22 protein-coding genes are annotated in these 22,138 nt (G+C 61.5%); 14 read left to right on the forward strand and 8 right to left on the reverse strand.

Features of this window, described 5'->3' with window-relative positions:
• Nucleotides 1–9 precede the first annotated feature (9 nt).
• The 7 genes from PXH66_RS16545 to PXH66_RS16575 all read left to right on the forward strand — a co-directional run bounded on the left by PXH66_RS16545 (nucleotide 10) and on the right by PXH66_RS16575 (nucleotide 5,910).
• Entirely contained in the window at nucleotides 10–423 is a 414-nt protein-coding gene (locus PXH66_RS16545) for a DUF1475 family protein (protein ID WP_330930655.1), read from the forward strand.
• Nucleotides 420–947: a DUF2062 domain-containing protein gene (locus PXH66_RS16550; RefSeq protein WP_330930656.1), complete on the forward strand. Its 528-nt coding sequence runs from the start codon at nucleotides 420–422 to the stop codon at nucleotides 945–947. The genes PXH66_RS16545 and PXH66_RS16550 overlap by 4 nt, the downstream gene beginning before the upstream one ends.
• 8 nt (nucleotides 948–955) lie before the next feature.
• Nucleotides 956–1,732 (forward strand): DUF1295 domain-containing protein, encoded by a 777-nt coding sequence (locus tag PXH66_RS16555; protein WP_330932080.1) that lies wholly within the window; start codon nucleotides 956–958, stop codon nucleotides 1,730–1,732.
• A gap of 4 nt (nucleotides 1,733–1,736) precedes the next feature.
• Nucleotides 1,737–2,747 carry an SAM-dependent methyltransferase gene (locus tag PXH66_RS16560; protein ID WP_330930658.1) on the forward strand — a complete coding sequence of 337 codons (1,011 nt, stop codon included), beginning with the start codon at nucleotides 1,737–1,739 and terminating at the stop codon, nucleotides 2,745–2,747.
• 1 nt (nucleotide 2,748) lies between these two features.
• Nucleotides 2,749–3,510: a tetratricopeptide repeat protein gene (locus tag PXH66_RS16565; RefSeq protein WP_330930660.1), complete on the forward strand. Its 762-nt coding sequence runs from the start codon at nucleotides 2,749–2,751 to the stop codon at nucleotides 3,508–3,510.
• Between the two features lie 9 nt (nucleotides 3,511–3,519).
• Nucleotides 3,520–4,467: a glutathione S-transferase family protein gene (locus PXH66_RS16570; protein ID WP_330930661.1), complete on the forward strand. Its 948-nt coding sequence runs from the start codon at nucleotides 3,520–3,522 to the stop codon at nucleotides 4,465–4,467.
• 225 nt (nucleotides 4,468–4,692) lie between these two features.
• Nucleotides 4,693–5,910, forward strand: a complete 1,218-nt coding sequence (locus PXH66_RS16575) for an MFS transporter (protein WP_330930662.1) — start codon at nucleotides 4,693–4,695, stop codon at nucleotides 5,908–5,910.
• Nucleotides 5,911–5,964: 54 nt separating this feature from the next.
• Here the strand turns inward: PXH66_RS16575 and PXH66_RS16580 are convergent, their stop codons facing one another.
• The gene (locus PXH66_RS16580; protein ID WP_330930663.1) at nucleotides 5,965–6,699 is read right to left on the reverse strand and encodes a ThuA domain-containing protein; all 735 of its coding nucleotides are present in this window, start codon (nucleotides 6,697–6,699) and stop codon (nucleotides 5,965–5,967) included.
• 41 nt (nucleotides 6,700–6,740) lie between these two features.
• Complete coding sequence (locus PXH66_RS16585) at nucleotides 6,741–7,544, reverse strand: RluA family pseudouridine synthase (RefSeq protein WP_330930664.1); 804 nt, start codon at nucleotides 7,542–7,544, stop codon at nucleotides 6,741–6,743.
• A gap of 110 nt (nucleotides 7,545–7,654) precedes the next feature.
• Here PXH66_RS16585 and PXH66_RS16590 point away from each other — a divergent pair, with 110 nt between their 5' ends.
• Nucleotides 7,655–9,268 (forward strand): GH3 family acyl-acid amido synthetase, encoded by a 1,614-nt coding sequence (locus PXH66_RS16590; RefSeq protein ID WP_330930665.1) that lies wholly within the window; start codon nucleotides 7,655–7,657, stop codon nucleotides 9,266–9,268.
• A gap of 264 nt (nucleotides 9,269–9,532) precedes the next feature.
• Here PXH66_RS16590 and PXH66_RS16595 read toward each other — a convergent pair whose 3' ends face one another.
• The 3 genes from PXH66_RS16595 to PXH66_RS16605 all read right to left on the reverse strand — a co-directional run bounded on the left by PXH66_RS16595 (nucleotide 9,533) and on the right by PXH66_RS16605 (nucleotide 12,619).
• Complete coding sequence (locus tag PXH66_RS16595; RefSeq protein WP_330930666.1) at nucleotides 9,533–10,081, reverse strand: TlpA family protein disulfide reductase; 549 nt, start codon at nucleotides 10,079–10,081, stop codon at nucleotides 9,533–9,535.
• Between the two features lie 50 nt (nucleotides 10,082–10,131).
• Nucleotides 10,132–11,610 (reverse strand): glycosyltransferase family 2 protein, encoded by a 1,479-nt coding sequence (locus PXH66_RS16600; RefSeq protein ID WP_330930667.1) that lies wholly within the window; start codon nucleotides 11,608–11,610, stop codon nucleotides 10,132–10,134.
• A gap of 88 nt (nucleotides 11,611–11,698) precedes the next feature.
• The gene (locus PXH66_RS16605) at nucleotides 11,699–12,619 is read right to left on the reverse strand and encodes a LysR family transcriptional regulator (protein WP_330930668.1); all 921 of its coding nucleotides are present in this window, start codon (nucleotides 12,617–12,619) and stop codon (nucleotides 11,699–11,701) included.
• Between the two features lie 67 nt (nucleotides 12,620–12,686).
• On the opposite strand from PXH66_RS16605, the gene PXH66_RS16610 reads away from it, so the two are divergent.
• From PXH66_RS16610 to PXH66_RS16635, 6 genes are all read left to right on the forward strand, one after another.
• Complete coding sequence (locus PXH66_RS16610) at nucleotides 12,687–13,385, forward strand: YggS family pyridoxal phosphate-dependent enzyme (RefSeq protein ID WP_330930669.1); 699 nt, start codon at nucleotides 12,687–12,689, stop codon at nucleotides 13,383–13,385.
• Between the two features lie 59 nt (nucleotides 13,386–13,444).
• Nucleotides 13,445–14,311 carry a transglutaminase-like domain-containing protein gene (locus PXH66_RS16615; protein WP_330930670.1) on the forward strand — a complete coding sequence of 289 codons (867 nt, stop codon included), beginning with the start codon at nucleotides 13,445–13,447 and terminating at the stop codon, nucleotides 14,309–14,311.
• Nucleotides 14,312–14,506: 195 nt separating this feature from the next.
• The gene (aroE, locus tag PXH66_RS16620; RefSeq protein ID WP_330930671.1) at nucleotides 14,507–15,382 is read left to right on the forward strand and encodes a shikimate dehydrogenase; all 876 of its coding nucleotides are present in this window, start codon (nucleotides 14,507–14,509) and stop codon (nucleotides 15,380–15,382) included.
• A 218-nt stretch (nucleotides 15,383–15,600) separates the two neighbouring features.
• Nucleotides 15,601–16,290, forward strand: a complete 690-nt coding sequence (locus PXH66_RS16625) for a DUF1573 domain-containing protein (protein WP_330930672.1) — start codon at nucleotides 15,601–15,603, stop codon at nucleotides 16,288–16,290.
• Complete coding sequence (locus PXH66_RS16630; RefSeq protein WP_330930673.1) at nucleotides 16,287–16,748, forward strand: rhodanese-like domain-containing protein; 462 nt, start codon at nucleotides 16,287–16,289, stop codon at nucleotides 16,746–16,748. Before PXH66_RS16625 ends, PXH66_RS16630 begins: the two co-directional genes overlap by 4 nt.
• A complete protein-coding gene (locus PXH66_RS16635; protein WP_330930674.1) occupies nucleotides 16,745–17,182 on the forward strand; it encodes a MauE/DoxX family redox-associated membrane protein in 438 nt (145 codons plus the stop codon). Before PXH66_RS16630 ends, PXH66_RS16635 begins: the two co-directional genes overlap by 4 nt.
• Before the next feature lie 142 nt (nucleotides 17,183–17,324).
• On the opposite strand, the gene PXH66_RS16640 is transcribed toward PXH66_RS16635, so the two are convergent.
• From PXH66_RS16640 to PXH66_RS16650, 3 genes are all read right to left on the reverse strand, one after another.
• The gene (locus PXH66_RS16640; protein WP_330930675.1) at nucleotides 17,325–18,479 is read right to left on the reverse strand and encodes a peptidoglycan-binding domain-containing protein; all 1,155 of its coding nucleotides are present in this window, start codon (nucleotides 18,477–18,479) and stop codon (nucleotides 17,325–17,327) included.
• A 474-nt stretch (nucleotides 18,480–18,953) separates the two neighbouring features.
• Nucleotides 18,954–20,810, reverse strand: coding sequence for a DUF4331 domain-containing protein (locus PXH66_RS16645; protein WP_330930676.1), 1,857 nt, complete (start codon nucleotides 20,808–20,810; stop codon nucleotides 18,954–18,956).
• Between the two features lie 33 nt (nucleotides 20,811–20,843).
• Nucleotides 20,844–22,121 carry a tetratricopeptide repeat protein gene (locus PXH66_RS16650; protein WP_330930677.1) on the reverse strand — a complete coding sequence of 426 codons (1,278 nt, stop codon included), beginning with the start codon at nucleotides 22,119–22,121 and terminating at the stop codon, nucleotides 20,844–20,846.
• Nucleotides 22,122–22,138: the final 17 nt, after the last annotated feature.

Genomic DNA, 22,138 nt, shown 5'->3' on the forward strand with positions numbered 1-22,138 from the left:
CTGCTTCCCATGATCTGGCTCCTACGTCTGCTTTTTATCGGTATTCTGGTCACCATGTCCGCCCTGATTGGCTGGGCGAGCTGGCAGCAACCGATCTTCGGCATCCCGGCCGAGGTGCGAACGAACCCCTGGTTTATCGCCACGCTGTTTGATGCCTATTTCGCGTTCATCACGTTTTATGTGTGGGTCGCGTGGAAGGAACCCACGATCGGCGCGCGTATCCTTTGGTTCATTACCGTGATATTGTGGGGCAACTTCGCCATGGCGATCTACCTGCTCATCGAGTTGTTCCGCATCAAAGACATCGCGCAACTCCGCGAGGTCATCGCCACGCCGCGCGACGGCCGTTTGCGCCTGCCACTCGCGTTTGTCATCACCGGCGCACTTGCCTACGCGCTCGGCGCTGGTCCTCTGTTCTCATGAGCTCACCTGCCGTCACCACCGCCGATTCCAATGCCGCCCCGCGCCCGAGCTTCTGGCAGCGACGTGTGGTCGCCCCCATTGTCAAGCAGCTCACGCAGGGGGTCACGCCCGACCGCATCAGTTTCACCCTGGGCATCGGCACCGTGTGCTCACTGTTTCCGTTTCTCGGTTTTACGTGGTTGCTCAACTTGGTCGTCGGCGTGCCGCTGCGGCTGAATCAGCCGATCATGCAGACGTTCAATCAGCTGCTGACGCCGATTCACCTGCCTTTGATCCTCATCTACGTGCGCGGCGGCGAGTTGATCTGGGGCGCTCAGGCGGAACCCTTTTCCGTCGTGGAGATGGTGCAGAACTTCGCCGACCTCTCGCTGGGCGAGTTCATCCACAAATTCGGCTGGGCCGGCGCCCACGCCTTTACCGCTTGGTTGCTGACCGCCCCCCTGCTTTTCGCGATGGTATATTATCCGCTGCGTCCGGTGATTCGCCGTCTCGCCCGCCGCACCACCGGAGAGCTACAGCCATGATCCCGACCGTGCTAACAGCTACGGTCGCCTTGATGACGGTGTTCGCGCTGGCGTATCTCGTCGCCCGCCGCATCGACAATTACGGGATCGTCGATTTTGTGTGGGCCTACTGCTTTACCGGGGTCGCCTGGTTCTACGCTTTGAGCGGTTCAGGTTGGTCGTCCCGCGCGCTCGTCATCGCCGCTTTGGCGAGTATCTGGAGCATCCGGCTCGGCAGTCATCTTTATCGCCGCGTGATGGGACACCACCCGCAGGAGGACAGCCGCTACGGGCAGTTGCGCGAGGACTGGCAGGCAAACTTCGGGCCGATGATGTTCGGCTTCTTCCAGTTGCAAGCCGTGTCCATCGTGATCCTCAGCGCGCCGTTTCTGTTTCCCACCCGCAACGCGTTTCCCGGTTTCAACCTGTGGGAAATCATCGGCACCGCCGTCTGTTTCCTCGCCCTCGTCGGCGAAACCGTGGCCGACGGTCAGCTCGCCGCGTTTCGTCGCAACCCGAACAATGAGGGTCAAGTGTGCGACGTCGGGCTGTGGCGCTACAGCCGGCATCCCAACTACTTTTTCGAATGGTGCATCTGGGTGGGATTCTGCCTTTTCGCCTGCGGGTCCGCCTGGGGCTGGTTGAGCGTCATCGCCCCCGCGGCGATCCTGCATTTGCTCCTCAATGTCACCGGCGTGCCGATGGCCGAAGCCTCCTCGCTCAAATCCAAGGGCGACGCCTTTCGCGCCTACCAGCGCACCACCAACGCCTTTTTCCCCGGCCCGCCCCGCCGTCCGACTCCTTGATGCCATGATTGACGCGCTCCTTGAACGCAACCTGCTGCCCGACTTTGCCCTGCGCTTCGGTATCCGCCGACTGCTGGGTCAACGCCTTGCCGAAGAGGCCGACTACGACGCCGCCGCCTATGTGGCCGACTTGAAAACCCGCGGCATTGCCGAGCAAACCGCCGCCGCCAACGAGCAACACTATGAAGTGCCGACCCGCTTTTATAAGCTCTGCCTGGGCGAGCGGCTCAAATACTCCGGTTGCTACTATCCCACCGGCTCCGAAACCCTCGACCAGGCCGAGGAGCACATGCTGGACCTCTACCTGGAGCGCGGCGAGTTCGTCGACGGGCAGGACATCCTCGAACTCGGCTGCGGCTGGGGCTCGATCACCCTATTTCTCGCCGCCCGCTTTCCGCGCTCTCGCATCACGGCCGTATCCAATTCCCGAACACAAAAAGCCCACATCGATGCCGCCGCAACGAGCCGGGGTCTGTCCAACGTCACCGTCATCACGGCCGATATGAACGCGTTCGACATCGCCGCCGCATCCTTCGATCGCGTCATCTCGATCGAAATGTTCGAACACATGAAAAACTACCAACGCCTGCTCTCCAACGTGGCACGTTGGCTGCGCCCCGGGGGCAAGTTGTTCGTGCACATTTTCACCCATCATCGGGTGTCGTATCACTTCGTCGCCCGTGACCAGACCGATTGGATGGCGCGCTACTTTTTCACCGGCGGCCAGATGCCCGCCCACAACCTGCTGAGCCACTTCCAGGACGACCTGAAGTTGGAGGCCGATTGGAAGGTCAACGGACGCCACTACCAACAAACCGCTGAACACTGGCTGCAAAACATGGACGCCAATCGCGCGACCATCATGCCCTTGCTCGTCGATACCTATGGAGCCGACCAAGCCACCAAGTGGTGGGTCTACTGGCGCGTGTTCTACCTGAGCTGCGCCGAACTCTGGGGCTATCGCAACGGCGAGGAATGGCTCGTCAGTCACTACCGCTTCGTCAAACCCGCCTAAAATGCTGCTACGCGCTTTTACCGTTCTTCTCGCCTTCGTGGTGACCGCTCAGCCCCTCCCGGCCGATGCCGACGCCGACACGCTCATCGCGCAAGCCATCGCGGCGGAGCAGGCGCTCCAGAGCGAGACCGCGCTCGCGTTGTTTCTGCAGGCCGAAAAGGCCCGGCCGGATGATCCGTTGCTCTTGCAAAAAATCGCCCGCCAATACTCCGACTCGATTGTCGACTTGGAGAGCAAATCCGAACAGCGCCGCTATGCCGAACAAGCGCTCGCCTACTCGCAGCGGGCGATCGATTTGGACCCCGACGATCCGGTCAACGTCCTGTCGCGGGCGGTTTCGCGGGGTAAGCTGGCTCTGTTCAGCAACACCCGCACCAAAATCGAATACTCGCGTCTGATCAAAACCGACGCCGAGCGCGCCATCGCACTCGATCCCGACTATGCGTGGGCCCACCACGTCCTCGGACGCTGGCACCGGGAAGTCGCCACCCTCGGCACCGTCGCGCAATGGTATGTGGGGCTCGTCTACGGTGGTTTGCCAGAAGCATCGGTCACCGCGGCCGTCTCCCAATTGGAGCGCGCGGTCGAACTGGAGCCCGACAACCTCAACCATCACCTTGAACTCGGCCTGGCCTATCAAGCCGCCGGGCGAAATGACGACGCCCGCCGCGCGCTCGAATACGGCCTGGGTTTGCCCTCGCGTGAAAAACATGATGACGTGGCCAAATCCCGAGCTCGCCGCGCCTTGGCCGATATCGGGTAAACCCCGCTCATGGCTTCTTCCGCTCAGTTTCCCGACGAACAAAACGACGACGGCAACTTCGACCGTCAGGGCGACGCGTTTCGCGACTGGGTGCGCGCCGACGGCAGCAGCGACTACCCGGCCGAGTCCGATCGCTACCACCTCTACGTCTGCTACGCCTGCCCGTGGGCGCACCGCATCATCATCGCCCGCGAACTGAAGGGTCTGCAGCACGTGATCGGCCTGACCGCAGTCGATCCGTGGCGCGATGACCACGGTTGGGCGTTTCGCGAGGGCGACGGGTTTTCCGCGGACCCGATCAACGGCTTCGCCTATTTGAAAGAAGCCTACCTCGCGACCGATCCGGACTACCGCGGCCGCCACACCGTGCCCGTGCTGTGGGACAAGCACACCCAACGCATCGTCTCCAACTCCGACGACGACCTGCTGCGGATGCTCAACGCCGAGTTCAACGCCTTCGCGGCGCGCGCGGTAGTCGACCTGTTTCCCGCCGACCATCGCGACGAGATCGATCGCATCAACGCCATCATTTACGAGAAAGTGAACAACGGCGTGTATCGCGCCGGGTTCGCCACCACTCAGGACGCCTACGAAGACGCCGTCGCGCCCCTCTTCGCCACCCTTGACGCGCTCGACGACCGCCTCTCGCGTCGGCGCTACCTGGTGGGGCCCCGTCTGACCGAGGCCGACATCCGTTTGTTCGTGACCCTGGTGCGGTTCGACGCGGTTTACCACGGCCACTTCAAATGCAACGTCCAACAGATCGCGGACTACCCGAATCTCGGACCGTATTTGCGCGACATCTACCAACACCCCGGCGTCGCCGACACCGTGCGTATCGACCACATCAAAACGCACTACTACGGCACGCATTTGGAGATCAACCCGACCGGAATCATTCCCGTCGGCCCGGAACTCGATTTCGATACGCCCACCCCGCGCGATCGTCTCGACTAGTCGCGAACGGATTGCAGCAGCGCGAGGGTATTGCTTAACGATGCCCCGCTTTCGGCTGACCAAGTTTACGCCCGCGCAGCATTGATGTTGATCGAGGCCCCTCCTTTCCTCAGCAACAAGGGCTTCAACCCTCTCCTACCCCCAACGTTAACCCCTGCCCCGGTCGCGTGCTGATCCCCCTTCTCGTTCCGATCCCGCGACACGCCCCCTGACACGAATTTGCCCATGAGCACCGTCAACCCATCCAAACTGTTCACCGCCTGCTGCCTGTCGCTGATCGTCACCGCCATGACGTTCGCGATCCGCGCCGGCGTTCTCACCGACCTCAGCGTCCAGTTCTCCCTCAACGACACCCAGCTCGGCTGGGTCAATTCGATGGCCTTCCTCGGCTTTCCGGTCGCGATGATGATCGGCGGTCTGCTCTACAATCAGGTCGGCCCGAAGAAGATGATGTATGTCGCCTTCGTCGGTCACTTGGTCGGCTTGCTCCTGACCATTTTTGCCGGCGGATTCTGGTCCCTGCTGATCTCCACGTTCTGCATCGGTTTCGCCAACGGTGCGGTGGAAGCGGCCTGTAATCCGCTCATCGCCGACATGTATCCGAAAAACCAGACGACGATGCTCAATCGTTTCCACGTGTGGTTCCCCGGTGGCATCGTGATCGGCGCCCTCGCCTCCCAATTCATGGCGGGCGGCGGCATCGGCTGGCAGTCGCAGATCGCCATCATGCTGGTGCCCACACTGCTCTACGGCTACCTCGTCTTTAAGGAGGATTTCCCCGAGATCCAAAACATCGAGTCCTCGACCGCGACCAACATCAAGAGCCTCTTCACTCCGCTCTACATTTTCATGATCGTCTGTATGACGCTCACCGCCACGACCGAACTCGGCACGCAGCAATGGGTCGGTCGCATTCTCTCGGAGAGTGGTGCTTCACCCATGATCATCCTCGCCCTGGGCACGGGCCTGATGGCCGTCGGCCGTCAGTTTGCCGGTCCGATGGTGCACAAGCTCCATCCCGTTGGCGTGCTGCTGCTTTCCTCCATCCTCGCGGTGCTCGGCATCTATCTGCTCTCGATCGCCCAAGGCGGCATGGTCTACCTCGCCACCATCGTGTTCGCGATCGGCGTGTGCTATTTCTGGCCCACCATGATTGGCTTCACCGGTGAATACATCGGCAAGACCGGCGCGCTCGGCATGTCCCTCATGGGCGGCGCCGGCATGTTCGCCACCGGCTTGTGGAATCCCGTCATTGGCGGATGGATCGATGAGAACCGGGCCGAGGCCATCGCCGATGGATTGACCGATCCTTCCGCCATCGAACTCGCGGCGGGACAGGCCACGCTCTCGCACATGACGATGTTCCCCATCGCCCTGGTGGTCGCGTTCAGCATCCTCTTCGCCATGCGCGGCAAACTCGCCAAGGGCGCCCACACGCAGTAAGCGCTCGCCAGCGTCTCCCTTCTCTCGACCCCGCCCCAACCCGGCGGGGTTTTTTTATGCTTCGGGTAACGGCTCCAGCGGCGGGGTGTTTGGACACTCATCCGCCATGCGCACCGTCGGACGGGCCCAGTGCACGGCGTTGGTGAGGATGCGCTGGATGTTCGCGTCGTGGTAGGTCGGGTAGGTTTCGTGACCGGGCCGGAAGTAAAACACCCGGCCGTGCCCCCGCTGCCAGGTCGCACCGGAACGGAAGACTTCACCACCGGTGAACCAACTGATGAACAGCAACTGGTCGGGCTCGGGAATGCCAAACGGCTCACCATACATCTCCTCCCGCGGCAGCTCAAAGTATTCGCCCAGGCCCGCCGTGATCGGGTGCGATGGTGCGATATTCCAGAGCCGCTCCTTGTCGGTCGCCTCCCGCCATTTGAGTGAGCATGTCGTGCCCATCAATCGCTGGAAGATTTTGGAATAATGCGCGGAATGCAGCACGATCAACCCCATGCCTTCGAGCACCCGGCGTTGCACTTTTGCCACCACCTCGTCGCTCACTTCCCCGTGCGCCATGTGTCCCCACCACAGCAGCACATCCGTCGCCGCCAACACGTCGTCGGTCAGCCCGTGCTCCCGCTCGTCCAACGTGGCCGTGCCCACGGCGAGGTGCTCGTCCCGCCCCAGGAACTCGGCAATCGCACCATGAATGCCGGTGGGATAAATCTCCGCGACTTTGGGGTTTAATTTCTCGTGCCTAAACTCACTCCACACGGTCACTCGCAACGGGTTACTCATGCCCGCGATCATCGCCGGGACGGATCGGACATGGCAACGTCTCAGCGCCGCCGCGCGTATTTTCTCAGGTTGCGCAAGGCGACTTCGAAGTCCGTGGGCAGCGGGGCTGAAAACGTCACGGGCTCACGGGTTGCGGGGTGCTTCACGGTCAGTTCGGTGAGGTGCAGCGCGACCCGGTCGATCATGGGTTTTTCACTGTCGCGGCCTTTGTAGCCCCGCTTGAACGCCGACAACTTCAACTGCACTTCCGGCAGGCCGTGCGCCCGGTCGCCCAGCACCGGCGCCCCCACCGCCGCGAGATGCGCCTGCACCTGCATTTCCCGGCTGGTCAGCGGTCGCGCCTCCAGCCAAACGAAGCGCCCGAAGCGTTCGACGACGTTGAACCGGGTGTGCGCCGGCCGTCCGCCCCGTTTGCGATAAACATGCATGCGACCCGCCACGTGCTGATCCGGCGCCAGCGCGTAATCCACCGTGAAGGTGTCGGGCAATCCCCCGGCCGCATCGCGCTCCACGGGCAGCTCGGTCACGCGGGCGGTCTCTTCGCCCGCGGCCGCCAGCACACTGAACCCACGGTAAACGCGCTCCGCCGTTTTGCTTTGGAACTGGCCGCTGATAAAATCGAGCGCCGGCTTGGTCTTCGCAAAAATCACCAGCCCGCCGACTTCATCGTCTATGCGATGAGCATTGATCACGGTCGCGTCGCGCATCGCCTGGACTGCGTCGACCAGTGTGGCGGACGACCGGTCACTCCGCGCCGTGGTGACCGCCAGCCCCGGCGGCTTGTCCACCACCAGCAGGGTCTCGTCCTCGAAAATAATCGGCAGCGTGTCGTCCAAGGTGTTCACGTTTCCCAGTCCGGCCGCCCCGCGGCAATCGCTTTCAGCGGATCGACGCGCGAAACAATCCCTGCCCGGCGGCCAAATCTGCTTGCGGCCACTACCCCGGCGGCTGTCGCATGGTGTTCGAGTTGATCGCGGAATTCACCAAACCTTGGCTGACCTTCGGAGCGCAGTGCTATTCAGCATGGGTCCGTCGCAGGCTGCAGACCACGCGCTACGCCGGTCGACATCAGGAGCGAATCCTTCGCACCCTGCTCAAGGAATTCGCCCAGGCAGGTCGGTATCGCGGGCAGGGCATCACTCCGCGCATGCCGCTGCAGAAATTCAAAAGCAAGGTGCCGGTGAGTTTCCACAAGGACCTGATCCCGTGGGTCGATCGCATGATTCTCGGCGAAACGGATCTGCTGTGGCCTGGTAGCTGCGATATCTTCGTGCAGTCGGCGGGCACCACCACGGGCTCGCCACGCACCATTCCCGTGACGTTTGCCATGGAAGACCATTTTGTGCGGGCCACCCGCACGGCGGTGCTGCACGCCACGGCCCGCGGTGACAGCGTGGATGCCATTCGCGGGAAGATTCTGCTGGTGGGGGGCAACACGCTGCACCCTCCGGCCTCGCGTCCGACCTTGGACGCCCCCGACGGGCCGATCGTGGCCGACATGGTCAGTCTCGCCATGATCCTGCGTCCGCCCTGGGCAGCACGATACTTCATCGAACCCTCCGCCAAGATCAGCCTGCTCACCGACTGGCCGCAGATGGTCGAACGCATCGTGCGCCGCACGCATGATCGCGATATCACCGCCTTGGCGGGCAACCTGCAGTGGCTAACCGAGTTTGCCCGGCAGACCTTGGCCATCGTCAATCAACGCAAGGTGCGATTCCGGACCCTGCGCGACCTTTGGCCCGACCTCGCCTCCGTCATCTACTTTGGCATCAGCCCGGAAGTTCACCTTGCCGAGTTGCAGCGCCTTGTCGGCGTCGATGTGCAGACCCACCAGGTCTACGCCGCGGCCGAAGGGGTCTACGCGGCGCAGGGCATGCTCAATACCCGCAGTATGCAGCTCATTTATGATGCGGGCATCTACTTCGAGTTCATCCCCCTGGATACATTTGACCGCCTGCAACAGGCCCAAATGGGCGAACACGCCCTGTCCCTCAGCGAAATCGAACCCAATCGCGACTACGTGATGCTCGTCAGCACTCCGGCGGGGTTGCTCCGGCAAGTCGTGGGAGACATCGTTCGTTTCAGCTGCGTGCGCCCCCCCATGCTCAAACCGGTGGGGCAATTGGGTATGCGTCTCAATCAATGGGGCGAAAACATCCTTGATCACGATCTCACCGCGGCGATCAGCGAGATCTGTCGGTCGCACCAGTGGGCGTTGCGTCATTTCCACGTCGCCCCACTCACCATCGAAGCAGACCTCGGCCGCGAAACCGGACGTCACGAGTGGTGGATCGAATTGCAGTCCGGCACGGTCAAGACCCCCACCGGACCACCGATCGCCGCAGAGATTGATCAACACCTTTGCCAGATCCATCCCGCTTACCGCCAAGCCCGGGCCACCACCAACCTGGAGGCCCCGGTCGTGCGGCTGGTCATGCCCGGTGCGTTCGAGCACTGGATCAAGCAACAGCGGCGCTGGGGAGGTCCGCACAAGCTTCCCGCCTGCCGGAGCGATCGACGTTACGCGGACGAACTCGCGAAGATCGCGCGTTTCTCGGCGGATTGACCTTTTCTAATAAAAATTATTCCGCCCCCCAAAATTGGCACGGCCAGTGCTTTTTAACAGGCCAATCCGGCTATGCCGGTAATTGGGGTTACATGGATGTTGGTTCTTAGAACCAACGAGAAAATAATGGGTCCGTCGTTAAGGGGTTTTCGGCGGACCCTTCTCGTTTCCCCCCTCCCGGCTCCGCCGCACATCAGGGTCCCGTCCCGGCGCTGAAATTTCACGTCAACGGCGCGGGACAAAGTTGTCCCACCGGTGAGCAATTTAGAGCAACGAACGCACGAGCGGCTCAAACTCCGACCGAGCCATGGCTCCCACCTTGCGGTATCGCACCTGCCCGTCGCGATCGATCAGGAACGTCGTGGGAATCGCCTCCACGCCGCCAAACGCGCCGACAATCTTCTGATTACCCATGACCAGCGGATAGTTGATGCCGAAACGCTCGGCAAAATCGCTCACCACCGAGGGCCCAGCTTGGTCCAACGACACCCCCACGATCACCACCCCGTCCGCTTCGAGTTCGCGCTGCATCGCGACGTAACCCGGAATCTCCTGCCGGCACGGGCCGCACCACGTCGCCCAAAAGTCCAGCACCACGATTTTGCCCGCCAGCTCCGCGGAATTCAGCTCGGTGCCATCCAGCCGCCGCAGCGCCCAGCTTGGCGCTTCGCCCAGTTGGGGTAATTCCGTGGCCGCCAGCTCTTCCGCGGATTTGTCCGACACGTCTGCAAACGCCGTCGAGTCGGCCTGTCCGCAGCCCACGGTCAGAGACAAAATGGAGATGGAAACGAAGGGAGGAACGAGACGACGCATGACAAAAAGGTGGACGGGAAAAGAGTAGGAAAACCGAAAAGGCGCCGGGTTCAAACGCGGGCACGCCAAAAGCTCGGCCACAAGTCACTCGCCGACAACAACGCGACCACCATAAAACCCGTGCCCTTCAACCCGAGCGCAAAGGCCAGGTCGGAATGCCCGTGGGATCCAAAAAACACCGCGCCATTCAAGAGCACGACACTCAACGCCACTTCGATCACGGTGACCGCCGTAAAAAACGTCCGACTGCGCAGCCTGGTCAACAAATTGCCCGATCGTGCCACCCGCCCTCCTTTCGGCGTGCGCACAAACTCGCCGCCATTGGAAAACAGGCCCTCAAAAAAGGCCGCGCACAGCGTCACGCTCAGAGCCAGTCCGAACGACAACAGCAACGGCGAGGCCAGCAGCCACATCACGCCCTCGCGCCATTCGCGGCGCTGGAAAAACTGGCCCGCCACGTAAAACGCCACCGGCGCACCGCCCGCCAGCAATACGATCGCCGGGTTGGCCAGATACCACCACGTGCCGAGTTGGTCGGCCGCAAACCACAGATACGGCACGAAGAGAATCGAGAACGTCACGAGCAACGGATGCACCACCCCGATCGTGAGGTGCCACCAGGCCTCCCGCTTCACCCGCCCCGGCAACTTCGCCGCAAACACGCTGCGCAAGGATTTACGGGCCACCTGGATGCCGCCCTTGGTCCAGCGCCGTTGCTGCGATTTGAACGCGATGAGATTTTCCGGCAACTCGGATGCCACCGCGTATTGATCGAGGTAGACCAGTCGCCAGCCCCGCAGCTGGGCGCGGTAGCTGGCATCGAGATCTTCGGTCACCGTATCACTGGTCCAGCCGCCCGCATCCTCCAGCGCCGTGCGTCGCCAGATGCCGGCCGTGCCGTTGAAGTTGAAAAACAATCCCGCCGCCGCGCGCGCCGTTTGCTCCACCACAAAGTGCGCATCCAAAAACACGGCCTGAAACCGGGTCAGTAAACTCTGCCGCCGGTTGGCAAATTCCCACCGCGCCTGCACCACCGCCACGTCGTCGGCCGCAAAATGGGGCATGAGCTGCTCAAAAAAGTCGGGCTCCGGCCGGAAGTCCGCGTCGAAGATGGCAAAGAACTCGGCGTTGCTCAGCGCCATGCCGTGCTTGAGCGCCCCCGCCTTGTAGCCGTCCCGTGAGGCGCGGCGCACATGCGTGACGCGGGCGGCGGCGGCCGGATGCGCGCGCAGCCACCGATCGATGATGGCGGTCGTCTCGTCGGTGGAATCGTCCAGCACTTGGATTTCCCATTTCGCGTCCGGCCAACGCAGCGCGGTGACTTTTTCCAGCAAGGCTTCCACCACGAGGGGTTCGTTGAAGATCGGCAACTGCACGCACAGCTGCGCCGAGGCATCCAACGGCGGGGCGGGCGGCCGCGGTCGCGCCATCGCCCGTCCATACAATACCAACATCTTGAGCCGATGCGCTCCATACAGCGCCAACCCCACCAGGGTTGAAAAATAGACTACGGAGAGGATGAGAGGCATGGGCACGGTTGAGAGGACTCAACCTGCGGGCTTATGCCCGAAAAACAATCTCCGGGGTGAATCCGTCGCACCGACCGTCCGGCGGGCGTTACGAATCCGCCGACACCCCGAGGGTCTTCGGATCGGTCAGATCCATGCTCAGTGTATCGATGAACTTGCGCATCGCCGGCGTGAGCACGCGTCCCTTGCGATGCAGAATCGCGAGCGGCCGCGTGAAATCCTTGCCCGTGAAATGCAGGATCTTGAGCGAACCCTGCTGGGCTTCACGCATCACCGTCGCCTGCGGCACGATCGCCACGCCGTGGTCAATCTCCACCGCACGTTTCACCGTCTCGATGTTGTCGAATTCCATCACCGGCTCCATATCGATCTTGTTGTCGCGAAAGATCTGGTCGACCGCCTTGCGCGTCGGGATGTCCGGATCGAAACCGATGAACTTCAGCCCCGCCATCTCGCTGAGATTCACCGTCGTGCCGCGCTTCGCGAGCGCATGCTCGGGATGCGTGATCAACACGAGGTGATCGTCCCGGAAGGGCACCGCGTCAATCTGGCGATGCTTGAGCGGAAACGCCACCAGCCCGAAATCGACCGAATTGTGCAGAATGTCCTCATACACCAGATTAGAGCGCCGATACTCCACTCGCACATTCACCGACGGAAAATCGTGCAGGAAACGCTTGATGTAGGGCGGCAGTTCGTGGAGCCCGATCGAGTAAATCGTCGCGATGCGAATCGTCCCGCTGATGACCTTCTTCATCTCCTGCAACTCCGACATCAATTTGTCGTAGCCGTGCAGCAACTCCTTGGACGTCTCGTAAACCGCCTGCCCCTCCCGCGTGAGCTGAAACTGCTTCTGGCTGCGATCGATCAACAGCGTTTTAAAATGTTTTTCCATCGCGCGGGCCTGTTGGCTGACCGCCGATTGGGTGATACCGTTAATCTTGGCCGACTTGGAAAAACTCTTGGTTTCGACCAAGTCCGCGAAGACCTTGAAATTCTCAATTTGCATTCGTTACTGAGGGTTTCGATCAGTTATAAAGTTTTCTAATCATGGCGCAAACCATTAAATCTCCTGCATGACCCCAACCTACGAAGACTTTGTCAGCAACGCTGATGCTGTGTGCGCCGAAATCGCCACCGCTTGTCGATTAGCCAGGCGTGACCCCGGAGAGGTCGAATTGCTCGCGGTCACCAAGAACCATGAGGCCTGGGCGCCAACCTATGCCGCCCGCTACGGTCTGGCCGGCGTGGGAGAGAATCGCGTGCAAGAAGCCATCGACAAACAACCCCAGGTCACTGCGAAATTGCGCTGGGAACTCATCGGCCACCTGCAGTCCAACAAGGCCAAAATCGCGGCGACGCATTTCGACCGCGTGCAAAGCGTCGACAGCACCAAACTCCTCACGCGCTTGGATCGCGCTGCGGCCGAAATCGAGCGCCCCCTCGCCGTTTTGCTGCAAATCAACGCCGGCCACGACCCCGCCAAGTTCGGTGTCGACCTCGCCGATGCGCCCGCCCTGCTGGGGCACGCCCTCGGCTGCGTCCACCTGCGAGTCGACGGCCTGATGACCATCGCGCCCTTATCCGATGACCCCGCCGTCGCCAAGCGCACCTTCGCCAACTTGCGCGAATTACGGGACCAATTGGCGGCCGAGTTTTCCACCCCGCTGACGGAACTTTCCATGGGCATGAGCGGCGATCTTGCCCTCGCCATCGCCGCTGGCAGCACACAGGTCCGGGTCGGCACCGCGTTGTTCGGAAAACGAGAGATTTAGCGGATCCGGACCTCCGCATTCGCTTGCCACAAATCGGCCGTTTGATTGTCTACGGGTCCGTGGCCCATTCGACTCTGAGCTCCACGGAAAAAGCTGCCCTGCTCGATCTCATCGACGATCCGAGCCCCACGGTGCGACGCAGCCTTTGCCAACATTTCAATGCCCTCGGCGTGACCGCCCGGGACTTTCTGCAAAACACCGCTTCCGGCACCAACCGCCACCTCGCGTGGCACGCCCGCTCCTTCTTGGAGGAACTCAATTTTACCGACCCCGTTGGCGAATTCCGCGAGTTCATCAAATCGCTCAACTACGAGCTTGAGACCGGTGCCCTGTTGCTCGCCCGCACCGTCCGGCCTCACCTGGATGCCGGTGCCTGTTGCGAGGAACTCGATCGCATCGCCGCCCGTTGCCGCGAGCTCATGGTCGAGCCTTCCACCACCCGCGCCAAATGCCGCGTCATCAATCGCGTTATTTATCACGAGCTCGGTTATCGCGGAAACGTGGAACACTACACCGATCCCGATAACAGCTTCCTCGACCAAGTGCTGCGCAATCGCCGCGGGATTCCCATCTCCATGTGCATGCTCTACCTGCTCGTCGCCCAACGGGTGGGACTCGATCTCGAACCCATCGGCCTCCCGGGGCACTTCATGATCGGCTGCTTCACCGACGACGCCCCGTTTTTCATCGATGCATTTGACCGCGGCATTTTCCGTAGCCCCGAAGAAATCTTCGTCTTCCTGCGCTCGCACGACATGTCCCCGCGCCTCAGTGATCTGGCCCCCACCCCCATCCGTGAAATCCTCTGTCGCAGTTGCCGCAACCTCGCCAACCACTACGAGTCCCACGGCCACCAGGATCGCGCGCAACTTTTCGACAGCTTCGTCACCGACTTCGAAACCACCTACTCCAAACACACGACGTAAGCATCGGAATTCAGACTCGCTGAGAAAAGTTTTGTCCGAAGAAGCCCGAGTCCCAGGAGATCGGGTGGCCGGAATGAAACCCGCAAACGTAGTCCCGGATAAGGTCTGTGTGAAACCGTGTCTATCTGTGGTTAAAACCAGCAGGCCGACCGCCACATTGACAATCCGCCACCCCGGATTCGCACTTCGCTCTTCATGGAGCCCGTTCTTACCCTCGCAGATCTCGATACTTGGTCCTTCAAAGGCACCGCACTCGCCGTGCTGGGGCACCCGATCAAACACTCGATCAGCCCGCCCATGCACAACGCGGCCCTCGCCGAGATGGCGAACAGCGACGATCGCTTCACCACCTGGCGCTACTTCCGTTTCGACGTGCCCCCCGCCGACCTGTCCCTCGCGCTCGACCGCCTGCACGCCGCCGGATTTCACGGCCTCAACCTGACCGTGCCGCACAAAGTCCTCGCGTTCGACACCATCGCCCAAGTCGACCCCACCGCCCAGCCCATCGGCGCCGTCAACACGCTCCAACGCACCGCGGCCGGCTGGCACGGCTACAATACCGACGGCTACGGCCTGGCCACGGCGGTGCAGGAAACCCTGGGTATCCAACTTTTCGACACCCCCATCGTCCTGCTCGGTGCCGGCGGCGCTGCCCGGGGCGCCGCGGTCGAGTGTCTTGCCCAAGGCTGCGCCTCCCTCCACATTGTCAATCGCACCACGGCCAATCGCGAAGCGCTGTTAAGTCAACTCGCTCCGCTCGCAGGTGGTATACCTCTGCAAGGCGAAATCCCCGCCGAAGCGCTCGTCATCAACGCCACCAGCGCCGGCCTCAAACCCGACGACCCTCTGCCCGTCGATCTCACCACCCTGCCCCGCCCGGTCGGCGTTTTCGACATGATCTACAACCCCGCCGAGACTCCGCTCCTGACGGCAGCCAAAACCCACGCCATCCCCACCGCCAACGGCCTCGCCATGCTCGTCCACCAAGGTGCCCGTTCCTTGGAAATTTGGAGCAATGTTGCCGTCCCCGTCGAAGCCATGCACGCCGCGGTAACCGCAGCCATCGCATAACGATCTCGTTGGGCGTTCTTCACGCCCGATTCCGCCGCAACCCGCCCGGCGTCAATTCGCCCCCTTTATTGACGGTGGCAACGACGTCCCCAAGCCACCGCCGACAACTTCGGCCCAGCGCGGCGTTACCCGCTCCTGAATCGGCAATAGTTCTTTGCCTGCAAAGGCGCGCGTTCTCGCGAACCAAACACGCTTACAGGAGTCGATACCGACGTCTTATGATCGTATTCGGTTCCACTGTCGCCCGCTCCGCCCGCTCCCTTCTCCTGTTGCTCGGAGCGCTCTCGCTGCAGGCCGAGTTGGAATGGGACCAAGCTCAACAATCCGTCGAGCTTCCCGTGGGCGCGAAGCAACATGTCGCCACCTACGCGTTCACCAATCGCAGCGACCAACCGGTGACGATCATCGATCTGCAGGTCGACTGCGACTGCACCACCGCCGCGCTGCCCCAACGCGCCTTTGCCCCGGGGGAATCCAGCGAACTGAAACTCACGCTCGACACCCGGGGACTGGAAGGTGAGGTCAACCGCGAGTTGCTCGTCAAACTGCGCCATGGAGAGGGCGCCGGTGCCCAGGTCAAGACCGTCAGCCTGCAACTCAAGGCGCTCATCACCCCCTGGTTCACCCTTTCCCCGCGCGTCCTGTTTTGGCCGCTATCCGCCCAAGCCGAAGAGCGTTCCCTTACCGTGCAGCTGGCGACGACCGACCGCCCCCTGCAACTACGCCTCGGCGACTTGCCTTCCGGCCTCGAAACCCACCTCAGCCTGGGAACCGATCCGACCACTTACATGCTCACGGCACGTCCGACTGATTCGACCCAAGCCGCCTCCTGGCACTTGCCCCTTCAACTGTATGCGGGCGACGACGAACTTTTGGCCGAATCCTCAGTTTATCTCCTCGTGCGATGATCTTCCGTCGAGCGGTGTTGCAAGCGCTTGGTCTGTTGACGCTGGCCGTTCCACCCGCCGCGCTTTCCTACCTCGGGCAGCGGGCGAACTCCGCCGCGCCGCACGCCGTTACCAATTTAGCGGCCCTGCCTCGCTACCACCTGTCACTGGCGGAGGCCCGGGCGCTGGCCGCAGTGGAATCCGGGTCGCTGCTGTGGATCGACGCCCGTCACCGAACGGCCTACGCCGACGCGCATTTTCCCACCGCGATCAATCTACCGGTCGCCGACTGGGACGCCGCATTGCCCGAACTCCTGGCGCACTGGACTCCGTCCCGCCCCATCATCGTCTACTGCAGCTCCGCGTCGTGCGACGCCGCTGACCAAGTGGCCCGCCGCCTTCGGCGCGAACTCGGCGCCGAAAACGTCTGGGTGCTACATGACGGTTGGCAGGCACTGCGCGACTTTAATTTGCCATGAAAACGCCCCCCTCGTCGTCCACCACCGGCACCACCGCGGCACGCATCGGCACCGGTCTGCTTTTCGCGGGCAGCGGTCTGACGAAAATCACCGATCCTCACGCCCTCGCCGAGGCCATCACACGCTATGATTTGGTGTCCCCTGCCCTCGCGCAAATCGGCGGGCATTTCCTGCCGTGGTCTGAAATCGTCATCGGCGGTGCCTTGCTGTTAAACGTGTGGCGGTCCGGCGCATGGTTGAGCGCCTGCGGATTCTCCGCTTTGTTCATGGTCGCCGTGGCCTCGGCGTGGGGTCGCGGCCTCGACATCTCGTGCGGTTGCTTTGCCACCGCCCGCACGATCGATGCCGCTTCGTTGCTCTTTAATGCGGCGCTGTTGGCCGTCACCACCTGGGGCCTGCGCACGGAACTTCGCCGCGCGACGCTGCGGGACTGATCGCAGCGCTCGATCGTATTCATCATTCACCTACGAAGCTAGGATCACGTTCCGTTCCCTATAAAAAACAAAGGCACCGTGGGCTGATCCCACGGTGCCTTGATGGCGAGGTGTTTTCGCTTCGCGCGTGGTGGACGACCCATTAGGCCTTCACGCCCAGCGCGTCGAGCGAGGCATAGCTTACTCCGGCGAGGGGCAGCTCGTTATCCTTTTGGAAATCGCGCAGGGCGGCCATGGTCCGACGATCGAGTTCGCCGTTCACTTTCACCTTGTAGCCGCGATCCTTCAACTGCGTTTGGATTTGCGCGACGACCTCAGGCGTGGCGTTGGTTTCGCACAGCACGCGGCGCCATTCGATACGACTTTCACCCTGGGCGACCAAGCGGTCGACATCACCGTATTCGGCGGGAATCACCCGACGCTCGGTCTTGGCAGCGGCCACCATCTTGCGGACTTTGCGGGTCTCGTAGACCGGGGCGACTTTAACAACGTTCACCTTGGCGGGCGTATCGACAACGGTGCGGGTATAAGTTTCGTATTCGGCGGGAACGGTTTCTTCGCGGAACGAGGCAGCCTGCACCAAGACGCGGCTCGTGACGGTCTCGTATTCAGCGGGCTCACGCACGAGACACATGATCTCGCTGGTCGGGTTTTCCAACTCGGTGATGGGATTTTCTCCCTCCGTCCAGTAAACGCGCTCCGGCTTGACCATCACTTTGGTGGTGCGGGTTTCATAGACCGGGGGAACCGGAACCTGGCGGGTGTAAGCAGGGCTCTTCAGCACCTTTTCCTCCACCGTCTTGTAGGTGGCGGGAATGATTTCTTGTTTCTCATAACCGGCCTTAACCATGACGCGCTCCTCGACCTGTTCGAACCGGGCCGGGATCTCGACCAATTCGTAGCTTTCTTCCTTGAGCAACACACGGTCGGTCACCGGAACCATCTCGGCCTCGACGAGCACCTGGGCGTAACATTCACCCGTCTTGACGCCGATCGCCGGCACGCCTTCGCGAGCGGCACCGGGTGACAACGGCGGCGGCATGCTCGCGATCATGGCGCTGTTCTCAGGGGACGCTTCCACCGCGGTTTCTGACTGAGACCATGAGGAAGTGGAGGTGGAAGATGCTTTGTTGACGTCCGGATCGGGAGCAGTCGTGGACCGCTGGAGGCGACGATCGTTGGAATAGAACGGCTCGCGCTCGACGTCGTCTTGAGCATGCAACACCCCAACTGCGGCGCTGATCGCCAAAATTGAGGTTGATAGCAATGTGATGGTAGTGGTCTTGGAGGATTTCATTTTTCTAGGTGGGTTAAGAGTTCGCGCGCTTCACGCAGTTTCACCTCTCCTTGTTGCCAACCCCATGCCCACCTCTGGAAATATCGTCGGCGATCTAACGCATTATATTGATAATTCATTCGTTATGAAATTATCAAAAAATCAGGATGCCTTTCTCTTCCGGAAATGCCGGGCATTTTGAACGACGCCGCGACGGGTCCCTCTGCATTTTGCGCTACCCACTCGCACGGGTTTTGGCGTTCTGGAACTCCTTCCGATCCTCTCTTTAATTCGCTCGGGCTGGTTACACGGCGCCTCGGAAAGTGTTAATTTTCGCAATTGGAGCCCCGCATCGATCGACGTTTTGAACTACTGCGCACACCATGGTTCGATCGAGTCGGCCTACCACGAAAAAACCCCGGACGAAGAAAGCTCCATCCGGGGTCGATTTGCTTGGGGTCCTGCAACCTTGCGGCAGCAAAACGGCGGCGGTGATTACTCCACCAAAAAGACATCGAGCAGACCAATGCCCGTGCCGCCATCCACGCCATTGAGCAGCGTCGTGTAAGCCCCCGGTTGCAGCGTCACAATAACCGCCGCTTCATTGGCGTAAGCCGGAGCATATCCGGTGTCTTGGATATCCGCTCGCTGCGTTTCTCCCCAACTGTCGTTCATCGCCACCATGGAGCCGTCTTTCCAAACTTGGATCACGGGATCGCCGAGCGCACCTTCGACATCGAACGTCTCCAGCGTCGGGCCAAGGCCACGCACCAGGACTGTCACCGGCTCAGTGCCACGGATGATGAAACCACTGATAAGTGAACTGTAGCCATTTCCCACCGCGCCGCGAATCGAGAGATTGAACAGTGGCGAGACCGCTTCACCTCCGTTGTGGATGTAGTTTCGACCGCTGTGAGGTGTAGCGGCATACGGGAAGGTCTTGTTATAAACCGCATCGTTGAACGACATGTTGTCGATGCCGTCGGCCGAGCGAATCGTGAGCGGATCCGTGCGCAGGTCGCTGATAATCGCGGTGACCGCGATGTCGATCACGTCATCACCGTAGCGACGACCATTGGGCCATCCACCGGCGATGGTGCCCGCCGGAAAACCAGGCAACCCCGCCTGCACCTCAGAGGTCAGGGCATCGCCCCCGAAGACACTCAAGCGGGAGTGGCCTTCATCCGGCAATCCGCCACCGGTCAAACGAGCCGGGCCGGTTGAGAGATCAACCTTGAGGAGATCGGGTATGAAGATACCGACGAGATCGGTGCGGCCCGTGGTCGGCGCCACGGCTTGACCACTGAAGACGATGGCGTTGATGAGCGCGGCGAGTTCGGGCTCGGAAGCATATTGACGGAACAGCGCGGCGTCCTGCGTCGGCTTGGTGCGGTTATAGAGATCCTTGTCCTTGATACCAATCATCGCCTCTGCGAAGAGCGGGTTACCCTGACGGCCAACCTGAACCCAAGGACCGGTTTCGACCGGATCACCTGTCGAGGTGAGAACGCGAGATGCGCGACGGCTGGTGGTGGCGTAAACTCCGACCACCTGCTGGTCGCCACCAATTTCACTGACCGGGATTTCCAGCGCGATACTGTGCATGTTATACCCACCCTGACTGTCGAAGGTTTTGTCGCCCGAGCGCAGTTGGAGGAGGTCAAAAATGGACTGCACGTCGCCGTAGAAACCGTCTTCGCGTTGGCCTGCAAACGAGCGATAGCCGTCGGTCAGCGTGGCGATGGATTGCGCGGTGTAGGGATCGAGGGTAGCAGGCGTGACGACACCATCCTTGGCGCGACCTTCGCCGCCACCGACGTTGTAGCCGGGAGTCGCGATACCTTGATTGTTCGGCGGGACCACTCCCGTGCCGAGCTCCGTGGAGACACCGTTCACCACGCGGGTCACCGTATAGGTTTGCGTGAGATTCTGGTTGGCGTCGTCGACCGCGCTCACGACTCCGAGATAGCTCTGGAGAATTGTGCTGTCGTTCTTGTAGGTAGTGGAAAACTTGAATTGGTAGGCGATCGAATCAGCGCCCGACGCCAGATCGTCCCCGGTCGACAGGAAAATCTGGTAAAGCACGTTGTCGTCAAAGTTGTATTTATTGGGGCCTACGCCGGGCTCCTCATGCGGGTAAACGCCGAGCGAAACCTGCAAGTATTTCTGACCGGCACGCTGCGTCAGAAACGCATAGAGGTCGGTCGTGTTGGCCGCAGGGTCGAGCGTGACCAATGGCGCGTCCATGTGACTGGAAGCGGAGGCGGTTGTCGGCAGCATCGCGCCGGTGAGAATCGCGAGCGCACTCAGCGTGGCGGCGATTCGTAATCTGGATTTGGGTATCATATTCATGGTCTGGGTTGGTTTGGTTGGGCTAGAGGAAATTCAGTTGGTAGCCGACGTAGCGGCGGCTAGGAGCGCCCGCTCACTGGGCATCAGGCCGGTCGCAAAATCGTTCGCGCGGGCCAGGTAGGTGGCGGCTTGATCAGGAGCTCCGTTCGCCGCGGCGATCACGCCGGCATGCAGCCAGACGCGGCCGTCACTCAAACCGGTGGCGAGAGCGCGTTCGATGGAATCTGCGGCGGCCTCGATGTTGCCAGCGGACCATTGCGACCACGCCAAGGCATCGTAAGTATAGGCATCTGCCCGTTCGTGGAGTTCGGCCGTGGCGAGAGTCACCGCACGATCCGTCCCACTGCGGCGGGTGGCCAAAAAAAGGGCCAGCGTGCGCGGATCGGCGGCCGCACCGTGTTTGGCCATGGTGGCTTCGATCTCGGTCGCGCGATCAAGCTGACTGGCAACCCGCAGGGCTTCAGCTTGCCACCAAACGTATCCGGGAAGCGGATTCAAGGCGGCAGCACGATCGAGCGCCACCACGGCGCCTTCGGTATTACCCGTCGCCAATTCCACCTGTCCGCGCAGCAGCCATGCGGCAGCATAGTCAGGGTGAGTATCTAAAACTTGGTCCGCCCATCGCTGCGCTTGATCGATCTCCCCCGCCAGCAATTGAAAGTGGCCCAACCGCACCTGGGTCCAAGCGGTGGTTTCGACGGGCAAGTTGCCACCCACGCGGTTCGCCATCGCCATGGCTTGAATCGCTCCCGGTAAATCCCCGTGCAACCACCGCAACTGCGCGATACGAACGGAAGCTTCCAAACCTGGCTGGCGATTCACCAGTTCCTGACAGGCCGCAACCGACTCGGCCAGTTTACCCTGTTCCATCGTCGCATCCGCCAAGAGCGCGTAATCTTTGGGTGCGCCACGATCGGCGACCAGCCGACGGGCCAGATTTTCAGCATCGGCAAAACGATGCTGCTGCAACCAAGCATGGCCGCGCAGCAGATCTGCTCCCGGAGTAGCTTCTCCTTGGGCATCCATCGCGTCGGCGGATAACTCGGCCAGTTTGAAAAATCCTGCATCACTGCGCAGTCGACCGAGGTTGACGAAAGCCCAGCCGAGTCGCTCAAAACTCTGCGTGCGATCGCGCTGACCGCCTCGAATCTTCTCCTGCCAATGACGCACTTGCTCGGCCACAGGACCGTCCACTCCCGGATCGGCCAACACAATGCGTTCAGCCGGAAGACGCGCACCAGAGACTCCGATTGCCACTGCCAGCATGAGCCAGCTGTTAATCCAGATCCCGTTGCTTAAAAACTTCTGCATCAACTCTGTAGTCGTGC

Origin of the sequence: Synoicihabitans lomoniglobus (assembly GCF_029023725.1) — a bacterium.
GTDB classification, from domain to species: domain Bacteria; phylum Verrucomicrobiota; class Verrucomicrobiia; order Opitutales; family Opitutaceae; genus Actomonas; species Actomonas lomonigloba.